Genomic DNA, 20,129 nt, shown 5'->3' on the forward strand with positions numbered 1-20,129 from the left:
AAGACCCCGGGACCGCGCGCGTCCGCCGCTGAGACGCCGTCACCGCGAACATCCGCAGTCAAGGCTCCGGGGCCGCGCCCCGACCCGCTATCGGTGCCTGCCGCTGAGGCGTCGGCACCGCGAACGTCCGCCACCGAGACGCCAGCATCGCGAACATCCGTCACTGAGACCCCAGCACCGCGAACACCCGGTACCGCGACGCCCCCGCCCGACCGGACGGACAGTTCGACGAGCGGGACGACCACAGGAGAGACACCCCCGTGCCACTGACGACGATCGACCCCAGGCCCGCACTTGTCGTGATCGATCTGCAGGAGGGGATCGTTTCCGCTCTCGCCGCCGCCGCGGGCCGGCAGGCCGCCGACGCCGCCGTCGGCCGGGCGACCCGCCTGGCCGCCGGGTTCCGGCGGCACGGCCTGCCCGTCGTCCTGGTCAACGTCATCGGCCGCGCCCCGGGCCGTACGGATACCGGAGGGCCCGCGAACAGCCCGGCGCCGGCGGCCGGTTGGGCCGAGCTCGTCGACGAACTCGACGTCCGGCCGACCGACCACCTGCTCACCAAGCGGCGGCGCAGCGCCTTCCACGACACCGGTCTCGACACCCTCCTGCGGGACCTGGGCGTCACACAGATCGTGCTCGCCGGAATCTCGACCGGTTCCGGCGTCGAGTCGACCGCGCGCTCGGCCTCCGACCACGGCTACCACGTCGTCCTGGCCACCGACGCCATGACCGATCCGGACCCCGAGGCCCATCGGCACAGCGTCGAGCGCGTGTTCCCGAAGCTCGGCGAGACCACGACGGCCGCAGAGGTCGTAGCGATGCTGGAGGCGACCCGATGAGCCTGCTCGGCCGACTCCTCAACAACCGCAGAGCGGGCGAGACGCACACCGCGTGGAACCTGCCTCACCTGCGGGGCCCCGAGCTCCTGACCCTCACCAGCGAGGACTTCGCCGAGGGCGCGACCATGCCGCTGAAGAACTGCGCGAAGCACATCGGCGGCGCCGACGAGTCCCCCCACCTCGCCTGGACCCCGCCCCCGCCCGGCACCGCCCAGCTCCTGATCGTCGTGGAGGACATCGACGTCCCCCTGTCCAAGCCGGCCGTGCACTGCCTCGCCCTGATCGACCCGGCGGCCGGACACCTGGACCCCGGCGCCCTGTCCGCGCGACACCCGGGCCCCGGGGTGCGGGTACTGCGCTCCACCGTCGGACGCGGCTACCACGGCCCCGCACCCGTCAAGGGCCACGGCCCGCACCGCTACGTCTTCCAGCTGTTCGCCCTCCAGGCCTCTCTCGACGGCGCCACTCCGGTGGACCGGGTACGCCCCCGCGCCCTCCTGCCCACCGTCCCCGCGCCCGTCCTCGGCCGTGCCCGCCTGACCGGCGTTTTCGAACGCTGACTCCGGTGACGCACAGGGAATCTTGGGACACGTTTTACGTGCCGGACGAAACTGCTGACCCCGGGGTAACCGTCTGACATGGAGTCGGGCCATTCAGGGCCGAGGCAACGAGAGAGTGGGGCACGTCGTGGGACGGCGCAAGGGCAGCATAGGGATCGCACTCGTCACAGGTGTGGTGCTGGTGGGCGCGAGTGCCTGCGGCGGGGGCGGCAGCGCGAAGGCGAGCGGGAGCGGGGACGACGCGAAGGCGTCGGGCAAGCCCAGCGCGAGCGCCTCGCCGTCGCCGACGAAGCCCGCGGGCCCGCCGATGCTGCTGGACACGATCACCCCGCAGACCGGAACCACGGTCGGCGTGGCCATGCCGATCTCGGTGATCTTCACCAACCCGGTGGCGGCCAAGGCACACGCCACGGTCGAGAAGCACATGAAGGTGAGCGCCTCGCAGCCGGTGGTCGGCGCCTGGCACTGGATGGGCAACCAGCGCGCCGACTGGCGCCCGAAGACGTACTGGCCCTCCGGTACGACGGTGAAGATCGACGCCGACATGACGGGCGTCAGCAACGGCAACGGCCGCTACGGCGTGCACAATTACACGCACACCTTCAAGATCGGCGACGACGTGCGCGCCGACGTCTCGGTCACCGACCACACGATGAAGGTGACCAAGAACGGCGCGACGGTGCGCACCCTGTCGATCAACGCGGGCAGCGCCGAGTACCCGACGTGGGACGGCACGATGGCCGTCATCGACAAGCAGAAGAAGGTCCACATGACCTCCTGCAGCGTCGGCATCAGCTGCGACAAGGGCAGCCCCAACTACTACGACCTGACCCTGCCCTGGGACATCCACCTCACCCAGTCCGGCACCTACGTCCACTACTCGACCGGCGACCCGAACCCGGGCACCGGCAGCGCCCGAGGTTCACACGGCTGCGTCCACCTCTCCCTCTCGGACGCCGAATGGTTCTACGGCCAGGTCAAGCAGGGCGACCCCATCACCATCACCGGCTCCCCCCGGGGCAAGGCCCCGGCGGACAACGGCTACGCCGACTTCAACCTGGACTGGAGCCAGTGGCTGGCGGGCAGCGGCTCCGGCGAGGGGACTACGGCGACGCTGTGACGGTGGTGCCGGCCACGGGGTGCGTTCAAGGCGCGAGGAGGGGGTTCTCCTCGCGCGCCGCGGCCACCGCGCGGGCGAGGTCGTCGAGCAGGTCACGGAGCGCGGCCAGGGTCGGCTCGTCCGTGAGGCGGCCGTCCTTCACCTTGCGGGTGGCCTGAGGAATACGCAGGCCGTCCGCAAGGACGTTCGCGCCCATGACGGTGAGGGTCTCGGTCAGCCACGCGCGGGCCCGGTCGCCGCCGGTGACGGCCGGGGACGCGCTCATCAGGGCCACCGGCTTCATGGCGATCTCGCCGCCCCCGACCAGCCACTCCAGCGCGTTCTTCAGGACGCCCGAGGTTCCGTGGGCGTACTCGGGGGTCGCGATGAGCAGGCCGTCCGAGGCGCCGAGGCGGGCGCGGAGTTCCGCGACGATCTCGGGGAGGTCGTTCTCCTCCACGTCCGCGTTGAAGAAGGGCAGGCGGCCCAGGTCCGGTTCGACGGTGATCTCCCACGGTGGCACGAACAGGTCGGTGGCCGACCGCAGTACGGCCGCGTTGAGCGACCCCGACCGCAGACTTCCGCACAGCGCAAGGATTTTCATTCTGGTCAGCCTACGTTCTCGGGAGTCGCCGGTCCGAAGGTCACCGGCAGGGAGGACAGGGCGCGCGAGACGGTGGACGGGCGGTAGGACGGCTCGCCGTCGAGGGCCAGATCCGGCAGTTTCGCGAAGACGAGCGGGACCGCTATCCGTGCCTCGAGCCGTGCCAGCGGGGCGCCGAGGCAGTGGTGGATGCCGTGGCCGAAGGCCAGGTGCGAGCGTTCCCCGCGGGTGATGTCGAACCGCTCGCCGCCGGGGAAACGGGCCGGGTCGCGGTCGGCGGCGGCCACGCTCAGTGCGACGGCCTCGCCCGCCGGGATGGTGACGTCGCCGACCGTGACCGGTTTGCGGGTGAAGCGCCAGATCGCGTTCTGGATCGGGCCGTCCCAGCGCAGCACCTCCTCCACGGCGTCGGGCCAGCGCTTCGGTTCGCGGGTCACCAGCGCGAGTTGGCGGGGGTGGCGCAGCAGTGCCAGCACGCTGCTGCCCAGCAGGTTCACGGTTGTCTCGTGGCCCGCGGAGAGCAGCAGCGCGAGCATCGAGACCAGTTCGTCCTCGGTCAGCCGGTCGGACTGGTCGCGGGCCTCGATGAGCGCCGAGGTCAGGTCGTCGCCTCCCCGGGCACGCTTGCGCCGGACCAACTCGCCGAGGTAGCCGTGCACTTCCTCGAAGGCGGCCATGGCCGCGTCCCGGCTGTCCTCGTCGTTGCTCATCACGGCCTCGACCGCGCGGCGCAGACGCGCACCGTCCTCGGCGGGCAGGTCCAGCAGATGCCCGACGACCTCCATGGGCAGCAGGGCCGCGAACTCGGTGGTCAGGTCGGCCCGTCCGGCCAGGTGGCCGTCCCGGCGCAGCAACCCGTCGAGGAGCCGGGCCGCGGTCTCCTCGACGCTCGGGGCGAGGGCCTCGATACGGCGGGGGGTGAAGGCCTTCGACACCAGCGCGCGCAGCCGGGTGTGCCGCGGCGGGTCCGAGACCAGCATGGAGTCGCCCATCCCGATCACCACGTCCCCCGTGATCGGCACCCGCTGCTCCTGGAAGGCGGTCCAGGTGCCGGCCATGTCCTTGGAGTACGAGTCGCTGTCGAGGAAGGCGCGGCGGCAGTCCTCGTAGGAGGTGAGCAGCCATGCGTCGACCCCGCCCGGCAGGGTGACCCGGTGCGCCCGGCCGTCCTGCCGCAGGGCCGCGTACGCGGGGTACGGGTCGGTGACGAACGCGGGGGTGAAGACGGCGGGCGGGGGAGCGGAGGCGGTGTGGGGGCAGGCGGTCACTGCGGGGTCCAATCGTGGGGGAGGGGGCCGGTCACCAGGTGACGGGCAGTTCGCGTACGCCGTACAGCACCATGTCGTGACGGAACGGCAGTTCCTCGATGGGCTTCACCGGGCGCAGTCCCGGCAGGCGCTCGAAGAGGCCGCCGAACACCTCGGTCAGCTCCACCCGCGCGAGGGTGGCCCCGACACACTTGTGGAAGCCGTGGCCGAAGGCGACGTGCCTGCCGGTGTTCTCGCGGTGGATGTCGAAGGTGTCGGCGTGCTCGAAGACGCTCTCGTCGCGATTGGCGGCGTTCAGCATCACCAGGACGCCGTCGCCGGCGCGGATCCGCTGCCCGCCGACCACGACGTCCTCGGTGGCGGCCCGCGGCAGACCGGCGTGGTTGATGGACAGATAGCGCAGCAACTCCTCGACCGCGCCGGGCAGCAGGGTGGGGTCCTGCTTCAACTCGGCGAGCTGGCCGGGGTGTTCGAACAGAGTGACCGTGCCGATGCCGATCATCTGGGCCATCGTGTCGTAGCCGGCGAGCAGCAACAGCGCGGCCATGCCGACGAGTTCCTCGTGGTTGAGGCCGCCCTCGGCGGAGCGGGTGACCATGCGGCCGAACATGTCCTCGGAGGGCCGTGCCTCCTTGGCCGTGACCAGCCGGTCGAAGTACCCCATCAGCTCGACGGCCGCCTTCACGGCCTCCTCCGGAGGGGTGGTGCGGTCCAGGACCGTGTCGGTGAGGGACACGAACAGCACATGGTCCTCGAAGGGGACGCCGAGGATCTCGCAGATGGTCATGGCGGCCATGGGCAGCGCGAAGTGCCGTACCAGATCGGCCGATTCGGCGCCGTCCGCGGTCAGGTCGTCGACCAGCCGGTCGAGGATCCGGCGCATCGTGGGCCGCAGCGCCTCCATCTGGTTGATGAGGAACTCCCGGGTCACCGAGCGGCGCAGCCGTCCGTGGTCCGGCGGGTCCGCCTGCATGAAGAAGCCGGCCGGCGGCGGCACGTCACCGGTGACGTAGGTGGGGAAGCCGGGGGTGCGCGGGTCCGAGCTGAAGGCGCGGTCGGTGAGTACCGCCCGGACGTCCTCGTGACGGGTGACGACCCAGGCGGTGTCGCCGCGGGGCGTACGCACCTGGAACACGGGGTGCTCGGCGCCGAGCACCCGGTACTGGGGCGGCGGGTCGAGCGGGTGGGTGCGGGGCATGGGGAACTCGGGCAGGGTGGCGGTCATCGCGTCGGCTCCGGGAGAGGACGAGGAGGGGCGTGCGGTGGTCAGTGGGCGGTGATCAGCGGGACCAGGGCCTCGGCGAGCGGGTCGAGCGCCGGGTTGTCCCACATCACCGTCGGCTCGACTTCTATGCCGTAGTGGTCCTCTATCTCGGCGCACAGGCCGAGTACGTACACCGAGTCGAGGCCGTACTCGGTGAGCGGCAGGTCCGGCCGGATCTCCTCGACCGGGCGGCCGGTGTGGGCGGCCACCCGGTCGCGCAGCCACTCCCGCACCTCGTCCGCGGAGACGGAGACGGGTACGGGCCGGGCGGTGAGTTCGGACATGGGGTCCTCCGGGTGAGTGGTCAGGCCCCGGTGGGGCGGCAGTCGAGGTCGAAGGTCAGGCCTGCGTCGAAGCGCCGGACGAGTTCGGTGTAGAGAGGTTCGGCGAGCGCCCCGGGGAGCGGGTCGCGGTGGTGGTCCAGGTGGGTGCCGAGGCGGTGCAGGGCGGCGAGCACGCCGGCCGGCCGGTCGGCGAAGGCGTCGGCGCCGGGCGGCCGGTGCCACCAGGTGTTGAGGCAGGCGGAGGCCGCCAGCACACCGGCCCAGCGCGTGGTGAGCCCGAAGGCGTACGGCGAGGCTGCGGGCCCGGCCGCACCGGGTCCGAGGCCGCTCGCGGCGGCGGCCAGCGCGTCGAGTTCGGCGCACCAGAAGCGGGCCTGCGCCGCGATCCCGCCGTCCTCCCGCGCGTCCGCCGCACCGGCCACCAGCGAGCGGGACAGCGGGTCGCGCCCGCCGCCCGTCAGGGCCAGGTCCTCGAAACGCACCCCGGGCAGCGGCATCCCCGGGCGGAACGTCTCCGCGGGCAGGGCGGCGCCCTCCGCCGCGAGCCAGCCGCGGCGGGCGGTCAGCGGCAGCTGGGGCAGCAGCGCCGACTGGCAGGAGACCCGGGAGGCGTGTCCGAAGGCCGACGGCTGCACGTCGCGCAACAGCTTCTGGAACAGAGGCTGTTCGGCGGCCCGCAGATAGAACTGGGAGCCGAGCAGTTCGGACAGCCGGTAGACCGCCCGCATCAGGACCGGCGGCACGAAGGACTTGACGGCGCTCGCGTAGACACCGGCCTGCGCGGGCGCCGTGTGGACCGAGCGGGCGGCGACCGTGGTGAAGGTGTCCGCGAGGAGCAGGTCGGCGAAGGCCTCGGCGAGGATCGACCGGGACAGCGGCAGATCGGTGACGGTGCCGCCGTAGAGGGGGCGGCTCCGTGCTCCGCGCAGGGCGGTTCGCAGGGCGGTGTCGAGCAGTCCGACGGTCATCCCGGGCAGCGCGATCCGGGTCAACTGGAAGGAGCGCAGGGCCGTTTCGACCCCGAGGCCGGCGGTGCCGCCCAGCACGCTGCCGGGCGGGACCGCGCAGTCGGTGAACTCGATGCCGCCGAGCTGCACCCCGCGCATGCCGACGGTGCCGAACCGCTCCAGGTGCCGGACCGAGCCGGGATCCAGGTCGTCGGTGTCGAGCAGGAGCTGGGAGTGGCTGCGGCTGCCGGGGGCCGGGTTCGTGCGCGCGAACAGGACCATGGACCCGGCGCGGCGCAGGTTGGCCACGATCTCCTTGCGGCCGTTGAGCCGGCGGCGGCCGTCGGGCCCCGGCAGGGCGGTGAGTCCGGTGCGGGAGAAGTCGTTGCCGTGCGCCAGCTCGTGGTAGGCGCAGGCGGCCCGGTCACCGGCCAGCAGCCGGTCCGCCAGCCGGAGTTGCTGTGCGGCGGTGCCCGCGGTCCAGACGTTGACCCCGGCCATGAAGGAGCCCGCGCCGTAGCCGAGGCCCAGGCAGGGGTCGCGCCGGTAGACGGCGCGCATGACACCGATCAGCTGCTCGAGTCCGGTGAAACGGCCGCCCAGCGCCTCGGGCACGAAGTGCGCGTTCAGTCCGAAGCCGGTGAGGAGATCCTCGCCCGCCGCGAGCATCTCGCCGCGCTCGTCGGCGGCGACGATTTCGGCGCGGCCCACCGGGTTCACCGGGTCGCCCGCGTCGCCGAACAGCTCCTCGAGCGTGCTGATGTGCTTGTCGTGCACGTGGTCTCCCGCGACGCCCGCGGTCCGGGCGGGGGAGACGGGAACGGCGGATGTCATGCGATCAGCTCCTTCGCGGTGACCGCCGCGCCCGCTGACGCGTCCGGCTCCGCCAGTGCCGTCAGTACGGGTTCGTACGCGTCCGGCGGCGCCTCGTGGCCGGGCCTGAGCAGTTCGAGCGAGCGCTCCAGGGCGGCCGTCAGCCGGAGGGCGCGCGCCTCGTCGGCGGGGTCCGCGAGGAGCAGATGGGTGGCGGACGCGCCCGCGAAGCACAGCTCGTAGCGGCGCGCGAGGGCGAAGGCCTCCGGGGGCGTGTCGCGGGTGGCCGGGCCCAGCGCCGTCACGGCGTCGGCGACCGCCGTGACCTCCTGGGCGAGCGCGGCGGCCACTTCGTGGGCGCGCTGCGGTACGGCCCCGGCCGCGGCGAGTCCACCGAGCCGGCCGGCCGCCGCGGACAGCCCCTGGACGACGCTGCATCCGGTACGGCTCATCAGGCGCAGCGCGCCGTGGTCCAGCGCGGGCAGGGCCGACACGTCGGCGGCTGCGGCGAGACCGGCCGCGTCGTGCGCGCCGCTGTGGGCCAGCCTGCCGAGGAGCGGGAACTGGGCGATCAGGGCGGAGCGGTTCACGGCCGTGCTGCCGTCGAAGATGGCGACGACACGGTGGTCGCGCTCCAGTTTCTGGAACATCCCGTCGACATGACGGTCCGTCAGGAAGCCTCGGGCGCCGAGGAGTTCCGCGAGTTCGTCGATGGTCTGCTGGACGATCGCCGGCACCCCCGCCTTGGCGAGCGCCGACACCACGCTCATCTCGCCGGTCAGGCAGTGCGCCGAGCGCGCGGCCATCAGCGAGGCGGCGTCGGCGAGCGCCACGGTGGCCGCGGCGCGCCCCAGGACCCGTCGGGCGAGCGGCAGTCGGAGCAGGGTGGTGCCGTACAGGGCGCGCCGCTCGGCGAACGCGTGCACCAGACGCAGCGCGTGCTCACCCGCGCCGAGGGAGAGCGAACAGCACACGGTCCGGGTCAGTTGCAGGCTCTTCAGGACGATCTCCAGGCCGTCACCCACCCGGCCGGTCAGCGCTCCGGCGGGGACCTCGGCGCCGTCGAAGCGGATGCCGCTGATGTCGGCGCCCCGGATGCCGTGCGTGGGTTCCTTGGGCAGCGGCCGCCAACTGCCCTCGGCCAGCCGATTCTTGTCGACGAGGAACAGGCTGAAGCCGCGCGCCCCGCCCTGCGGGGAGGTGCGGGCGAGCACGGAGATCAGCTCGCCGCGGGTCGCGTTGTTGACCGGCCACTTCGTCCCGTCGAGCCGCCGGCCGCCCGCCTCGGTCGCCGTCGCGGTGAGCCGCCCGGCCAGCAGGTCGCTGCCCCGGCCCGGCTCGGTCAGCCCCCAGGACACCACGGCGTCCTCGTCGAGGATCCGCCGGGCGAGCGCGCGCCGCTGCTCCGCGGAGCCGGCCACCCAGGTCGACACCGCGCCGAGGAACGTCTTGCCGTGCGCGACCGCGACGGTCACGTCGTGCCGCGCCACCGTCCGCAGGGACGCGAGCAGTTCGGGCAGGCCGCCCGGCGCGCCGCCGAACTCCGCCGGCACATAGGCGCGTGCGATTCCGCAGCCGTCCAGCAGCGCGCAGGCCTCGGCGGGGAACTCCTCCCGGGCGTCCAGCCGGGCGCTGCGGGCCGCGGCGAAGGGCCCGTCCGCCGCACGGGAGCCCTGTATCGCGGCATCCAGAGCGGCAGGCAGGCCGGACGGCCACCCCAGGCCGGTTGCGGTCATATGGACTCCTCCGCCACAACGGCACGCACCGCCGGGTCGACCTCCTCGTACACCGGGGTGAGCGCGCCGTCGAGGAAGAGCCCGCGCATCTCGGAGCGCTGCACCTTGCCGCTCGTGGTCTTGCGGACGGCACCCGGCCGGAGCAGGACGAGCCCGGCCGTGCGCACCCCGAAGGCGCGGTAGACCGTGGCCCGCATCTCCACGGCCAGTTGCGCCAGCTGTTCGGCGTCGAAGCGGCCCCGGACCTCGTGCAGGACGACGACCTCCTCCTGCGGCACCGGCACGGTGAACGCGGTGCCCGCCAGGGTTGCCAACGGGGCGTGCCGCAGGCGCAGTTCGTGCTCGATGTCGTGCGGGTAGAGATTGCGGCCGTGCACGATCAGCAGGTCCTTGCTGCGGCCGGTCACATAGAGCTCGCCGTCGAGCAGCGCGCCGAGGTCCCCGGTGCGCAGGAACGGGCCGTCGCCGTCGGCGGTACGCGCGCCGAACGTCTCGGCGCTCGCGTCGGGCCGCTCCCAGTAGCCGGCCGCGACGCTGGGGCCGCGCAGCCAGATCTCGCCGGTCGTGCCGTCGGGCAGCACCCGGTGGTCGGCCGGGTCGACGATCCGCACGTCGAAGTCCGGCACATCGCCGCAGCCCACCAGCTGCCGCGCCGGGCCGCCGGGGCGCGGGGCCTCCAGGGTGTGCTTCTCCAGGGCCTCGGGATCCACCGGCTCGACACGCGGCGGCCGGCCCGCCCGCCCCGACACGAAGACGGTGGCCTCGGCCATTCCGTAGCAGGGCGCGAGGGACTCGGCGCGGAATCCGGCCGCGGCGAAGCGGTCGGCGAAGTCGCGGAGGGTGGACGCCTGGATCGGCTCGGAGCCGTTGGCGGCGAACCGCCAGCGGGACAGGTCGAGTCGGGCGAGCTGGGCGTCCGTGACGCGGCGCACGCACAACTCGTAGGCGAAGTTGGGCGCGGCCGAGTAGCCGAGGCCGTACGTGTCGATCATGGCGAGCCACTGGTGCGGACGCTTGAGGAACGCCATGGGGGACATCAGCACGCAGCTGCTGCCCAGGAACAGACTGGGCAGCAGCTGACCCATCAGGCCCATGTCGTGGTAGAGCGGGATCCAGCCGCCGAAGTTGGTGTCCGCGGTCAGGCCCAGTGAGCGGCGCAGACTGTCCGCGTTGTGCAGCAGGTTGCCGTGGTCGACCATGACGCCCTTCGGGTCGCCGGTCGAACCGGACGTGTACTGCAGCAGCACCAGGTCGCCGCGGCCGGCCCCGGGGTCGTGCCACCGGTCGGCGTCTCCGAAGTCCGCGGTGTCGCTCGCCGCGACGGTGAGGCCCAGGTCCTCGGTGTCGCTCCACCACTGGGCCTCGTCCAGCTGTCCGGTGTCGGTGAGGGCCACCCGCACCCCCGAGTCCACGGCGATCCCGGAGACCCGGCGCTGCTGGTACTGGAACTGGCCCGGCATCGGCGAGGGCACCGCGACGACCCCCGCGTACAGGCAGCCGAGGAAGGCGGTGACGAAGGGCAGGCCCGGCGGGTGCAGCAGCATGACCCGGTCGCCGGGCGCGCAGTGCCGCTGCAGCCAGGAGGCGACCCGGCGGGCCTCGGCGTCCAGTTCGGCGTAACCGAGCGTCCGGGCACCGTCGGCCGCGTCGTGGTCGTGCACGAAGGTGACGGCGGCGCGGTCGGCCCGCTCCACGGCGTGGCGGCGCAGCAGGTGCAGGGCGCTGGGCTCGTCCAGAAGGGAGGAGTCGGTCACGGGGCAGTCCTCTCGGCGCGCGCGGGCAGAAACTGGGTGGCTTCGAAGTAGTCCAGGTAGCGGCCGATCAGCTCGCGTTCCGGCGGCAGGCACTCGATGCCCGAACCGGCCAGCGCCGCCCGCAGGTTGGCGGTCTCGAAGACCGGCCTGCTGCCCCGGTAGCCGAGGTCCTCGGCGGGCCGGTCGGGGCCGAACAGCGGGAGGAAACGGGCGAGTTCGTTCTCCTCGCCGCGTTCGGCCGCCGCCGTCAGCTCGGCGTACCAGTCGGCGTACGGGAGGCGGCGCAGCGGATGGCCGCACTCCGCGAGCAGCTCGACCAGCCGGTCCCAGGCCAGCGGATGTCCGCCCGGCAGGTTGAAGGAGGTGCCGTGCCACTGTCCGCCGAGCGCCACGTGCGCCACCGTCGCGGCACAGAAGTCGACCGGGGTCATCTCCAGGAAGACGTCGAACTCCAGGGCCGCGCCCAGCTGGACGCAGCCCTTGACGGTCGCGTTGAGGAAGGTGTCCGTGGCACAGGCGCCGGTGGTCTGCGCCCCCGCGATCTGCCCGGGGCGGTAGACGCAGGTCGGCAGGCCCCGCGCGTGGGCCTGCGCCATCATGCGGTCGCCCACCCATTTGGTCTGCCGGTATCCGCCGACCACGCCCTCGGGCCCGGCCACCGCGTCCTCCGTCCATCGGTGCGCGCCGGGGCGGCCCGGGTAGACGGCGAGCGAGGAGATGTAGTGCACCGGCTTGACGCGGTGCCGGGCGGCGAGCCGCAGGACCTCCTGGGTGCCGAGGACGTTGACCGGCTTGAGCCGCCGGTAGGGCAGCGCGTAGCTGGACCAGGCCCCGTTGTGGACGATCATCTCGACGTCCCGGGCCAGCCGCAGATAGGTCTCCCGGTCCAGTCCGAAGTACGGCCGGGCCAGGTCGCCGGGCACACCGGAGAACCGTTTCTCGTCGCCGTCCCGCCACACCCCGTACAGCTCCATCGCGGCCCTGACCCGAGCCGCCGCCTGCTCGGGGCTGTCGGAGCGGACCAGGACGTACAGCCGGGCGCCGGAGCGGTCGAGCAGCTCGCGCATCAGGAAGGCACCCGTGTAGCCGGTGCCGCCGGTCAGCAGCACGCAGCCGTACGGACCCCGGGAGGCGGGGAGCGCGTCCGCGGCCGGGACGATGTCGGCGGGCAGCAGGGCCTCCGCCGCGAGATCCTCGCCGGAGATGGACCGCGGGTGTCCCGCCCCGCCCGCCTGCGCGGCCGTGTCGTCCTGGGCGCCCAGCTGCCGTACGAGACGTTCCACGGTCGGGTTGTCGAACAGCTTGCGCAGGCTGATCCGGGCGCCGGTCGCCGCCCGGAGCCGGGCCGCCAGCTGGGCGCCGGCCAGTGAGTCGCCGCCCAGCTCGAAGAAGTTGTCCTTGAGGCCCACCCTGCCGACGCCGAGGACGTCCGCCCAGATCTCGGCGAGCTGGATCTCCTGGGGTGTCTGCGGCGCCACGTAGCCCGCGGCGCCCGTCGTGTCGTCCTCCGCGACGGCCGGCAGCCTGCCCCGGTCGACCTTGCCGTTGGGCAGTTTGGGCAGCTCGGGCAGGACGACGAAACGGGCCGGGACCATCGCGTCGGGCAGCTGCCCGGCGGCGAACTCCCGCAGGCCGGTACGGAAGGCGGCCCAGCTCGCCTGCGTCAGCGGGGAGTTGGCCGTCGGCGTGACCGGTGCGTTCACGGTGCTCATCGCTCCCTCGACTCGAAGACCGTGTGCGGCTCGAACACGGCGTCGAACTCGCCCACCCGGGCCGGTTCCGGGGGGATCAGCCGGACCTGCCGGCCGTGGCGCGCGGCCAGTGCCACGAGGCCCTCGGGATCGACCGCGTCGGTGTCGCCGGCCTCCCACAGGGCCCGCTCCAGGTCCCAGGCGGTTTCCTCGGCGCCCGGTCCGCCGTGCAGCAGTGCGAGTGCGGCGAGCGGCCGGACCAGCCGGCGGTCCGGCAGGCCGGTGACGGTCAGCGCCCTCTCCGGGGGCGTGCCGTCGAGCAGTTCCTCCAAGGCGTCCAGCCCGCCGACCTCGTCCCAGGCCGGCCGCTTGCCGTCGGCCGCCGCGTCCGGCACCCGGGCCCGGCCGTACAGGGTGACGTCCCGGCGGAACCGGGTCAGCTCGTTCGCGCTGCGCCCGCGCTTGAGCTCGATGCGCACGCCCGCCCCGACGGAGGCGGCGAACTCCCGGAAGAACTCGGCGGTCAGGCAGAGTTCCCGCTCCTCGGCCAGGGCACGGGACGCCGCGGCCGACACCTCCCGGGCCGTTCCGAGGGCGGGCGCCCGGCGCAGCTGCGTGTCCGCGTGGAAGGCGGGCAGCAGCGACAGGTCCCGTACGTCACCGACGAAGACCGCGCCCGTGGGACCGGCCACCCGGACCGCCTCGGTCAGTACCCGGCGCAGGTAGTCCGCGCCGGGGAAGTACTGGACGACGGAGTTGAACAGCACCAGGTCGGCGCTCGCGTCCGGCAGTTCGGCCAGCGCCATGGCCTCGCCCTGCCGCAGCGTGATGTGGCCCGGCAGCCGGCCGTCCACGGAGACCGCGGCGGCCGCGGTGGCCAGCGCGGCGGGGGAGAGGTCGATGCCCAGGTAGGCGTCGGCGGCCGGCGCCAGCTCCCGCAGATACAGTCCGACGCCCACGCCGACGTCCACCACGCGGCGGGCGCCGGCCGCCCGGATCCGCTCCACGGTGTGCCCGAGCCACTCGCGCATCTCGTGCGCGGGGATCGGCCGCTTGGTGTAGCTGCTGAGCCAGCCCGCGAAGTCCCGCTCGTCGGCGTCGGGTTCGGCGGGGTCGGGGCCATGGCCGGTGCCCGGTGTGTACGCGCCCTCCCACACGTCGCGCCAGCGGTCGACGTGCGCGTGCTCGCCGCCGGAGTCCTCGCCGCGCGCGACCGGGGAGACGTACGCGACGAGTTCGGCGCCACCACCCGCGCGCGGCGCCGCGACCACGGCGACCGAGGCGACCTCGGGGTGCCGGGAGAGCACGCTCTCCACCTCGTCGGGCTCGACGCGGTGGCCCAGGATCTTCACCTGGCGGTCGATCCGGCCGAGGAACTCCAGCGTTCCGTCGGACCGCCACCGCACCCGGTCGCCCGTGCGGTAGTGGCGGACCCCGTCCAGGTCCACGAAACGCTCGGCCGTCAGCTCGGGGCGGTCCAGGTACCCGGCTGCGACCCCCTCCCCGCCGATCCACAGCTCACCGGCGACCCCCACCGGGCTCTCGCGTCCGTCGTCCGCCACGATCCGCACCAGGGTGTTGGCGACGGGGCGGCCGATCGGCAGCGCCGCCGCGTGGACGTCGCGCTCACGGTCGAGCCGGTGGACCGTCGACCAGATGGTCGTCTCGGTCGGCCCGTACATGTTGAACACGCGCACCGAGGGCAGTGAGCCGAGCAGCCGTCGGGCGAGCCCGGAGGGGAAGGCCTCGCCGCCGACCAGCAGCGCGCGCAGCGGCCGCAGCGCGTCCAGCGCCTCCGGCTGCGCGGCCACGGCCGCCAGGAACGAGGGGGTGGCCTGCACCAGGGTGACGCCGTGCCGGGTGACCAGCTCCTGGAAGGAGTCCTCCCCGTCGGCGGGGACGAGCCGCTCGATCATCCGCTCGCCGGCCACCGCGACCGTCGCCCCGCGGGTGAGCGGCCACAGCAGTTCCAGTACGGAGATGTCGAAGGAGACGCTGGTGAGCGCCAGCACGACGTCGTCGGCGGCGATGCCGATCCGCCGGTCCATGCCGGTGAAGAAGTTCACGACATTGCGGTGCAGCAGCACCGTGCCCTTGGGGCGCCCGGTGGAACCGGAGGTGTAGATGACGTACACCGGGTCGTCGGGCCCGGCCTGCGCGTCGAGCGGTCCGGCGGGGCAGCCGGCGATGTCCGCCGCGTCCCGGTCGAGCCGTACGACGGCGCGCGCGGGCAGCCCCTCGGGTCCGCCGGGGCCGGTGACCAGACAGTCGAGGGCCGCGTCCGTGGCGATGTGGCGCAGCCGGTCGGCGGGGAAGTCCGGGTCCATCGGTACGTACGCGGCGCCGCTGCGCGCGACGGCGAGGAGCGTGACCACCAGGTCCGCCGAGCGGCGGACGCTCACCCCGACCCGGCTGCCGCGCCCCACCCCGCGCCTGCGCAGATGGTGCGCCAGTCTGCCCGCGCGCTCGTCCAACTCGGCGTAGCTGATGCGCTCATGGCCGTCGAGGAGGGCTGTCGCGCCGGGCGTCGCGGAGATCTGACGGGATATCAGCTCGTGCACGGTGGCGCCGGTGTCGAAGGGCGCGGCGGTGTCGTTCCACGCCCGCAGCCGGCCGCGTTCGTCCGCGCCGCGCAGATCGGCGGGCGGCCCGGAATCCGGATCGGCGGCGAGTGCCGCGAGGGCCCGCCCGTAGTAGCCGGCCAGCCGCTCGCAGAACTCGGGGTCCAGCAGCGAGGTGTCGCAGTCCAGCCAGAGACCGAGCCGACCGCCCACCGGGTCGACGAGGAAGTTCACCGCGAGCGGGAAGTTGGTCTCGGCGATGCCGAACCCGCCCTGGATGGAGGTGTCGGAGCCCCATTGCCGGTGGAAGTCCATGAAGTTGACGTACGAGTCCAGGGAGAGACCTCCGTGGTCGCGCAGGATGCGGGCGTACGGGTAGCGGCGGTGCGCCACCGTGCGCTGCTCGTGCGCGTGCACCCGGCGGGCCAGCTCCAGCCAGGAACCGTCGGCCGTGGTGAGCCGCAGCGGCAGCGTGTTGAGGAAGACGCCGATCACCTGGTCGCCGCCGTCCTCCTCCAGGCGGCCGTGCGTGACCACGCCGGTCAGCACCTCGTCGCCGGGCGTCACGGAGTGCAGGACGGCCGCGTGGACCGCTGTCAGCAGGGACTTCGGCGGCAGTCCCGCGGCGCGGGCCGCCTCCGTCACGCGCGCCCCGGTCACCTCGTCCAGCGGCACGTCGAAACGGCGGTGGCGGGCGCCGCCGGGGCGCGCGGCGGTGCGCAGCGGAAGCGGCGCGGGTTCGGCACCCACCAACTCGCCCGCCCAGAAGGCACGGTGTTCCTCGCGCTCCGTCGCCCTGCGCTCGGCGGCGACGAACGCGCCGTAGGTGGACGGTATTTCGGGCAGCCACAGGTCCTCGCCGAAGAGCGCGGCGCGGTAGCGCTCCACGATCTCGTCGAGCATCGCCGCGTCGCTCCACCCGTCGAGCACGACATGGTGCTCCACCACGCTCAGCTGGAAGGAGTCCTCGCTCAGCGGGTGGGCGGTGAAGGCCAGCAGCGGGGCGGCGGTCAGGTCGAAGTCGTGGTGCTTGGCGGTCTCGGCCCACTCGGCGAGGAAGGCGTCCCGGACGGTGTCGTCCGCGCCCAGCAGCCGCCCGTCCACGGTGAGCGGCACCCGCGCCTCGCGGTGCACGAGCTGCACCGGTTCGCTGTACCCGGTCAGGTGGAAGGAGCTGCGCAGCGCCGGATGGCGCCGGACCGTGCCGTCCAGGGCGTCGCGCAACAGGCCCGGGTCGAAGGGGAGTCGGATACGGATGCCGGTGACCACCCGGTAGGCGGACGAGCTCTCCTCGTACTCGGCGTAGGACACCATGCCCGACTGCATGGCACTGAGCGGATAGGCGTCCGCCACGCCGTCGGGCAGCAGTTCACGGTCGGACGCGGACAGCAGCGCGAAGGGTTCGGTGCGCGGGCCGCCCGGGACGTACGGCACGGTGCGGAGCGCGAGCCCGCGTACGGTCGGTGCCGCGTACAGGTCGGGCAGCGCGAAGGTGAGCCCGGAGCGTTCCAGGGCGGCGCGCATCCGGATGCTGAGCATGGAGTCGCCGCCCAGGGCGAAGAAGGAGGTGGTGAGGCCGACGCGTTCGGCTCCGAGCACCGCCGCGAAGGCCTCGTGCACCAGCCGCTCGGCGTCGCCCTGCGGCTGAGCGCCGTCCGGTTCGGGGGAAGACACCGGCCCGGGGCCGGCCGGGGCGGGCAGGGAGCGCCGGTCCACCTTGCCGTTGGGCAGCAGGGGCAGCTCGTCGAGCAGCACGATCCGGGACGGCACCATGTAGCCGGGCAGCCGCTCGCGCAGGGCCGCCGCCAGGGTCGCGTCCGTGGCACCGGGAGCCACCACATGGGCGAGCAACTGGTGCTGCCCGTCCGCCTGCCGCGGTGCTGTGACGACCGCGCCGCGCACTCCGGCCAGCGCCAGCAGCGCGGACTCGATCTCACCGGGTTCGATCCGGAAGCCGCGTATCTTCACCTGGTGGTCGGTGCGACCGCGGTACTCGACGACGCCGTCCTCGCGCAGTACGGCGAGGTCGCCCGTGCGGTAGAGCGTCGCGCCGGGCTCCCCGAAGGGGTCGGCGACGAAGCGCTCCGCGGTCTGCCCGGGCCGGTTGAGGTAGCCGCTCGCGACCTGGACGCCGCCGATGTGCAGTTCGCCGGGGACGCCGAAGGGCAGGAGCTCGCCGCCGGGATCGAGCACGTACAGGCTGGTGTTGGCCACCGCGCGGCCGATCGGCACCGGGCCCGTGGTGTCCCGCTCGGTGCACCGCCAGTGGGTGACGTCGATGGACGCCTCCGTGGGGCCGTACAGGTTGAACAGCGCGGGTGCGTCCGGTCCGTACACGGACCGGAACCGGGCGACCGTCTCCGGCCGCAGCGCCTCGCCGCTGCACATCACCCGGCGCAGGCCCGGCAGTTCGGCGGCCGACGGCTCGGCGAGGAACAGGTCGAGCATCGGCGGCACGAAGTGCGCGGTGGTGACGCCGTGTTCGCGGACGGCGGCGGCCAGCGCCCGGGGGTCGCGGTGCGCGCCGGGCTCGGCCAGATGCAGCCGGGCCCCTGCCAGCAGCGGCCAGAAGAACTCCCACACCGACACGTCGAAGGTGAACGGCGTCTTCTGCAGCACACACTCGGCGGGTGCGAGCCGGTACTCCTCCTGCATCCACAGCAGCCGGTTCACCACGCCCCGGTGCGGCACGGCGACACCCTTCGGCGTGCCGGTGGAGCCCGAGGTGTAGATGACGTACGCGGTGTCGGACGCGCTCCCGGCGGGCAACGGGCCCTCGGCGGCGGGCAGTTCCGGCAGTGTGCCGTCCACGGCGACCACCTGTGCGCCGGTACCGCTCAGGTCCCCGGCCAGCCGCGAGGTGCTCAGCACGACGGCGACCGCCGCGTCCTCGATCTGGAACGCGAGGCGCGCGGCGGGCAGTTCGGGGTCCAGCGGAAGATAGGCCGCGCCGGACATCAGCACGGCGAGCAGCGACACCACCAGGTCCAGCGAACGCTCCTGGTGCACACCGACGACACTGCCGGGAACCACCCCCCGTTCCGTCAGGTGAGCGGCCAGCCGGCGGGCGTCGTCGACGAGTTGACGGTACGTCAGGGACGCCCCGGCGACCTGGGCGGCGACCGCGTCCGGGGTGCGGGCGGCCTGCGCCCCGATCAGTTCGTGCAGGCGCGCGTCCAGGTCGTAGGCGCGGACGGCGGGGGCGCCGGCGGCGAGCACGGACCGGCGTTCCTCCTCGTCCATCGGCGTCAGGCGGCCGACGGGCAGTTCGGGCTCGGTGAGCGCGTGGCGCAGCAGTGCGAGCAGGCGCCGGCTGTGTGCGGCCGGGGCGCCCGCCGTGTGGCGCTGCGGATTGGCGTCCGTGTTCAGCCGTACGCGGCTGCCGCGGGCGTCGGAGAAGAAGTCGAACCGGAGGTCGTCGACGGGGCCGGAGGAGAGGTGGTGCGCGGTGCTCGGCAGGTCCCCGAAGGAGACGTCGGCGTCGAAGGTCACCACGTTGACCGTGGTCCCGGCGAGCGGCTCGCGCCGTCCGGCCGGGAAGAGCTCCCGGTGCAACTCCTCGCCCCGGAAACGCTGATGGCGCAGGGCCCGGCCGAGCTCCGCCGAGACCCCGGCGGCCAGCTCGGCGAAGGAGGCGGTGCGGGGCGCCGCGATGCGCAGCGGGAGTTCGTTGGCGGACATGGCCGGAGTCGCGATGGCCGCACCGGACGACCTGGCCGGCAGCGGAAGCCGCAGCAGGGTCTCCTCGGTCCCGCCGATCCGGCACTGGTAGGCGGCCACGGCCGCGACGAGCAGCGCGGACGGCCGGGCGCCGAGTCGCCGGGCGGTGTCCCGCAGCAGCGCGACGTCGGCCGCGGGCAGAGCGGTGGTGCGGCGCAGCAGGCCGCGCGCGGACCCCGCGTCGTAGTCGCTCAGGCTCACCGGGTCGGGGTGGTCCGCGAACCGGTCGAGCCAGTGGGCGCGGTCACGGTCGTGGGCGGCCGAGACGGCGTAGGCGCGGTCCTCGGCGACCAGGTCCCGCAGCGGCAGCGCACGGGCCGGTGGCGGTTCGACGCCGGCGGTGAGTGCCGTGTACACCTCGGCGATGCGCCGGATGTGGGCGGTCTGGCCGAGGCCGTCCATCACGAGGTGGTGGTAGCGCAGATACAGCAGCCGGGTGGCGGGGGAGTCCTTGATCAGGACGTGCCGCACCAGCCGCCCCGACAGCAGGTCCACGGGCCGGGACAGTTCCGCGCGCATCCAGTCCGCGGCGGCCCGCGGCCCGTCGGCGGCCGACAGGTCGAGCACCTCCAGCTGACTTTCGGCCAACGGCGTCACCGTCTGTCCCGGGCCGTCGGTGTCGTCGAGGCGCACCCGCAGGGCTTCGGCTTCGGCCAGGGCCGTGTCCACCGCCCGGCGGAGCAGCGCGACATCGACGGGGCCGCGGATCTCCAGATAGCTGGCGCAGTTGTAGCGCGGGTTCCCGGGGTCCAGCTGCTGGGCCGCCCACACACCCGACTGGGCGGCGGTCAACGGCAGACGAATGCCCGGGTTGCTGTGTGGCATGTCGGTTCGGCTCTCCCCCGTAGAGATCGCTTCAAGCGTCCGTCTGGCACGCTCCGCAGGCCACTCAAACCTGTCAAAGTCTCTGGAAATCAGCCACTACTTGTTCGAGTAGTTGACGGCTCATAAAGGGTCGGGTAGAAGGCCCGCGCGAGATTCGAATACCG

Annotated in this window: 12 protein-coding genes; 3 read left to right on the forward strand and 9 right to left on the reverse strand. The window is 73.5% G+C overall.

Features of this window, described 5'->3' with window-relative positions:
- The first annotated feature begins 260 nt into the window (after positions 1–260).
- From SSP08S_RS31090 to SSP08S_RS31100, 3 genes are all read left to right on the forward strand, one after another.
- The gene (locus SSP08S_RS31090) at positions 261–839 is read left to right on the forward strand and encodes a cysteine hydrolase family protein (RefSeq protein ID WP_019071563.1); all 579 of its coding nucleotides are present in this window, start codon (positions 261–263) and stop codon (positions 837–839) included.
- Positions 836–1,399: a YbhB/YbcL family Raf kinase inhibitor-like protein gene (locus SSP08S_RS31095; protein WP_019071564.1), complete on the forward strand. Its 564-nt coding sequence runs from the start codon at positions 836–838 to the stop codon at positions 1,397–1,399. The genes SSP08S_RS31090 and SSP08S_RS31095 overlap by 4 nt, the downstream gene beginning before the upstream one ends.
- A gap of 127 nt (positions 1,400–1,526) precedes the next feature.
- The gene (locus SSP08S_RS31100) at positions 1,527–2,519 is read left to right on the forward strand and encodes a L,D-transpeptidase (protein WP_051106016.1); all 993 of its coding nucleotides are present in this window, start codon (positions 1,527–1,529) and stop codon (positions 2,517–2,519) included.
- Between the two features lie 25 nt (positions 2,520–2,544).
- Here SSP08S_RS31100 and SSP08S_RS31105 read toward each other — a convergent pair whose 3' ends face one another.
- The 9 genes from SSP08S_RS31105 to SSP08S_RS31145 are packed head-to-tail and all read right to left on the reverse strand — an operon-like array spanning position 2,545 to position 19,965.
- Positions 2,545–3,102, reverse strand: a complete 558-nt coding sequence (locus SSP08S_RS31105; RefSeq protein WP_019071566.1) for an NADPH-dependent FMN reductase — start codon at positions 3,100–3,102, stop codon at positions 2,545–2,547.
- A 5-nt stretch (positions 3,103–3,107) separates the two neighbouring features.
- The gene (locus tag SSP08S_RS31110) at positions 3,108–4,370 is read right to left on the reverse strand and encodes a cytochrome P450 family protein (protein WP_019071567.1); all 1,263 of its coding nucleotides are present in this window, start codon (positions 4,368–4,370) and stop codon (positions 3,108–3,110) included.
- Positions 4,371–4,401: 31 nt separating this feature from the next.
- Positions 4,402–5,595, reverse strand: coding sequence for a cytochrome P450 (locus tag SSP08S_RS31115; RefSeq protein ID WP_019071568.1), 1,194 nt, complete (start codon positions 5,593–5,595; stop codon positions 4,402–4,404).
- Between the two features lie 41 nt (positions 5,596–5,636).
- Positions 5,637–5,918 (reverse strand): acyl carrier protein, encoded by a 282-nt coding sequence (locus SSP08S_RS31120; RefSeq protein WP_019071569.1) that lies wholly within the window; start codon positions 5,916–5,918, stop codon positions 5,637–5,639.
- A 20-nt stretch (positions 5,919–5,938) separates the two neighbouring features.
- Positions 5,939–7,699, reverse strand: coding sequence for an acyl-CoA dehydrogenase family protein (locus SSP08S_RS31125; protein WP_019071570.1), 1,761 nt, complete (start codon positions 7,697–7,699; stop codon positions 5,939–5,941).
- Positions 7,696–9,414 (reverse strand): acyl-CoA dehydrogenase family protein, encoded by a 1,719-nt coding sequence (locus tag SSP08S_RS56210; RefSeq protein ID WP_019071571.1) that lies wholly within the window; start codon positions 9,412–9,414, stop codon positions 7,696–7,698. The genes SSP08S_RS31125 and SSP08S_RS56210 overlap by 4 nt, the downstream gene beginning before the upstream one ends.
- On the reverse strand, positions 9,411–11,168 hold the full coding sequence (locus SSP08S_RS31135) for a fatty acyl-AMP ligase (RefSeq protein WP_019071572.1): 1,758 nt from the start codon (positions 11,166–11,168) through the stop codon (positions 9,411–9,413). The genes SSP08S_RS56210 and SSP08S_RS31135 overlap by 4 nt, the downstream gene beginning before the upstream one ends.
- A complete protein-coding gene (locus tag SSP08S_RS31140; RefSeq protein ID WP_019071573.1) occupies positions 11,165–12,880 on the reverse strand; it encodes a thioester reductase domain-containing protein in 1,716 nt (571 codons plus the stop codon). The genes SSP08S_RS31135 and SSP08S_RS31140 overlap by 4 nt, the downstream gene beginning before the upstream one ends.
- Positions 12,877–19,965 (reverse strand): non-ribosomal peptide synthetase, encoded by a 7,089-nt coding sequence (locus SSP08S_RS31145; RefSeq protein WP_019071574.1) that lies wholly within the window; start codon positions 19,963–19,965, stop codon positions 12,877–12,879. Before SSP08S_RS31145 ends, SSP08S_RS31140 begins: the two co-directional genes overlap by 4 nt.
- Positions 19,966–20,129: the final 164 nt, after the last annotated feature.

Origin of the sequence: Streptomyces hokutonensis (assembly GCF_000376565.1) — a bacterium.
GTDB classification, from domain to species: domain Bacteria; phylum Actinomycetota; class Actinomycetes; order Streptomycetales; family Streptomycetaceae; genus Streptomyces; species Streptomyces hokutonensis.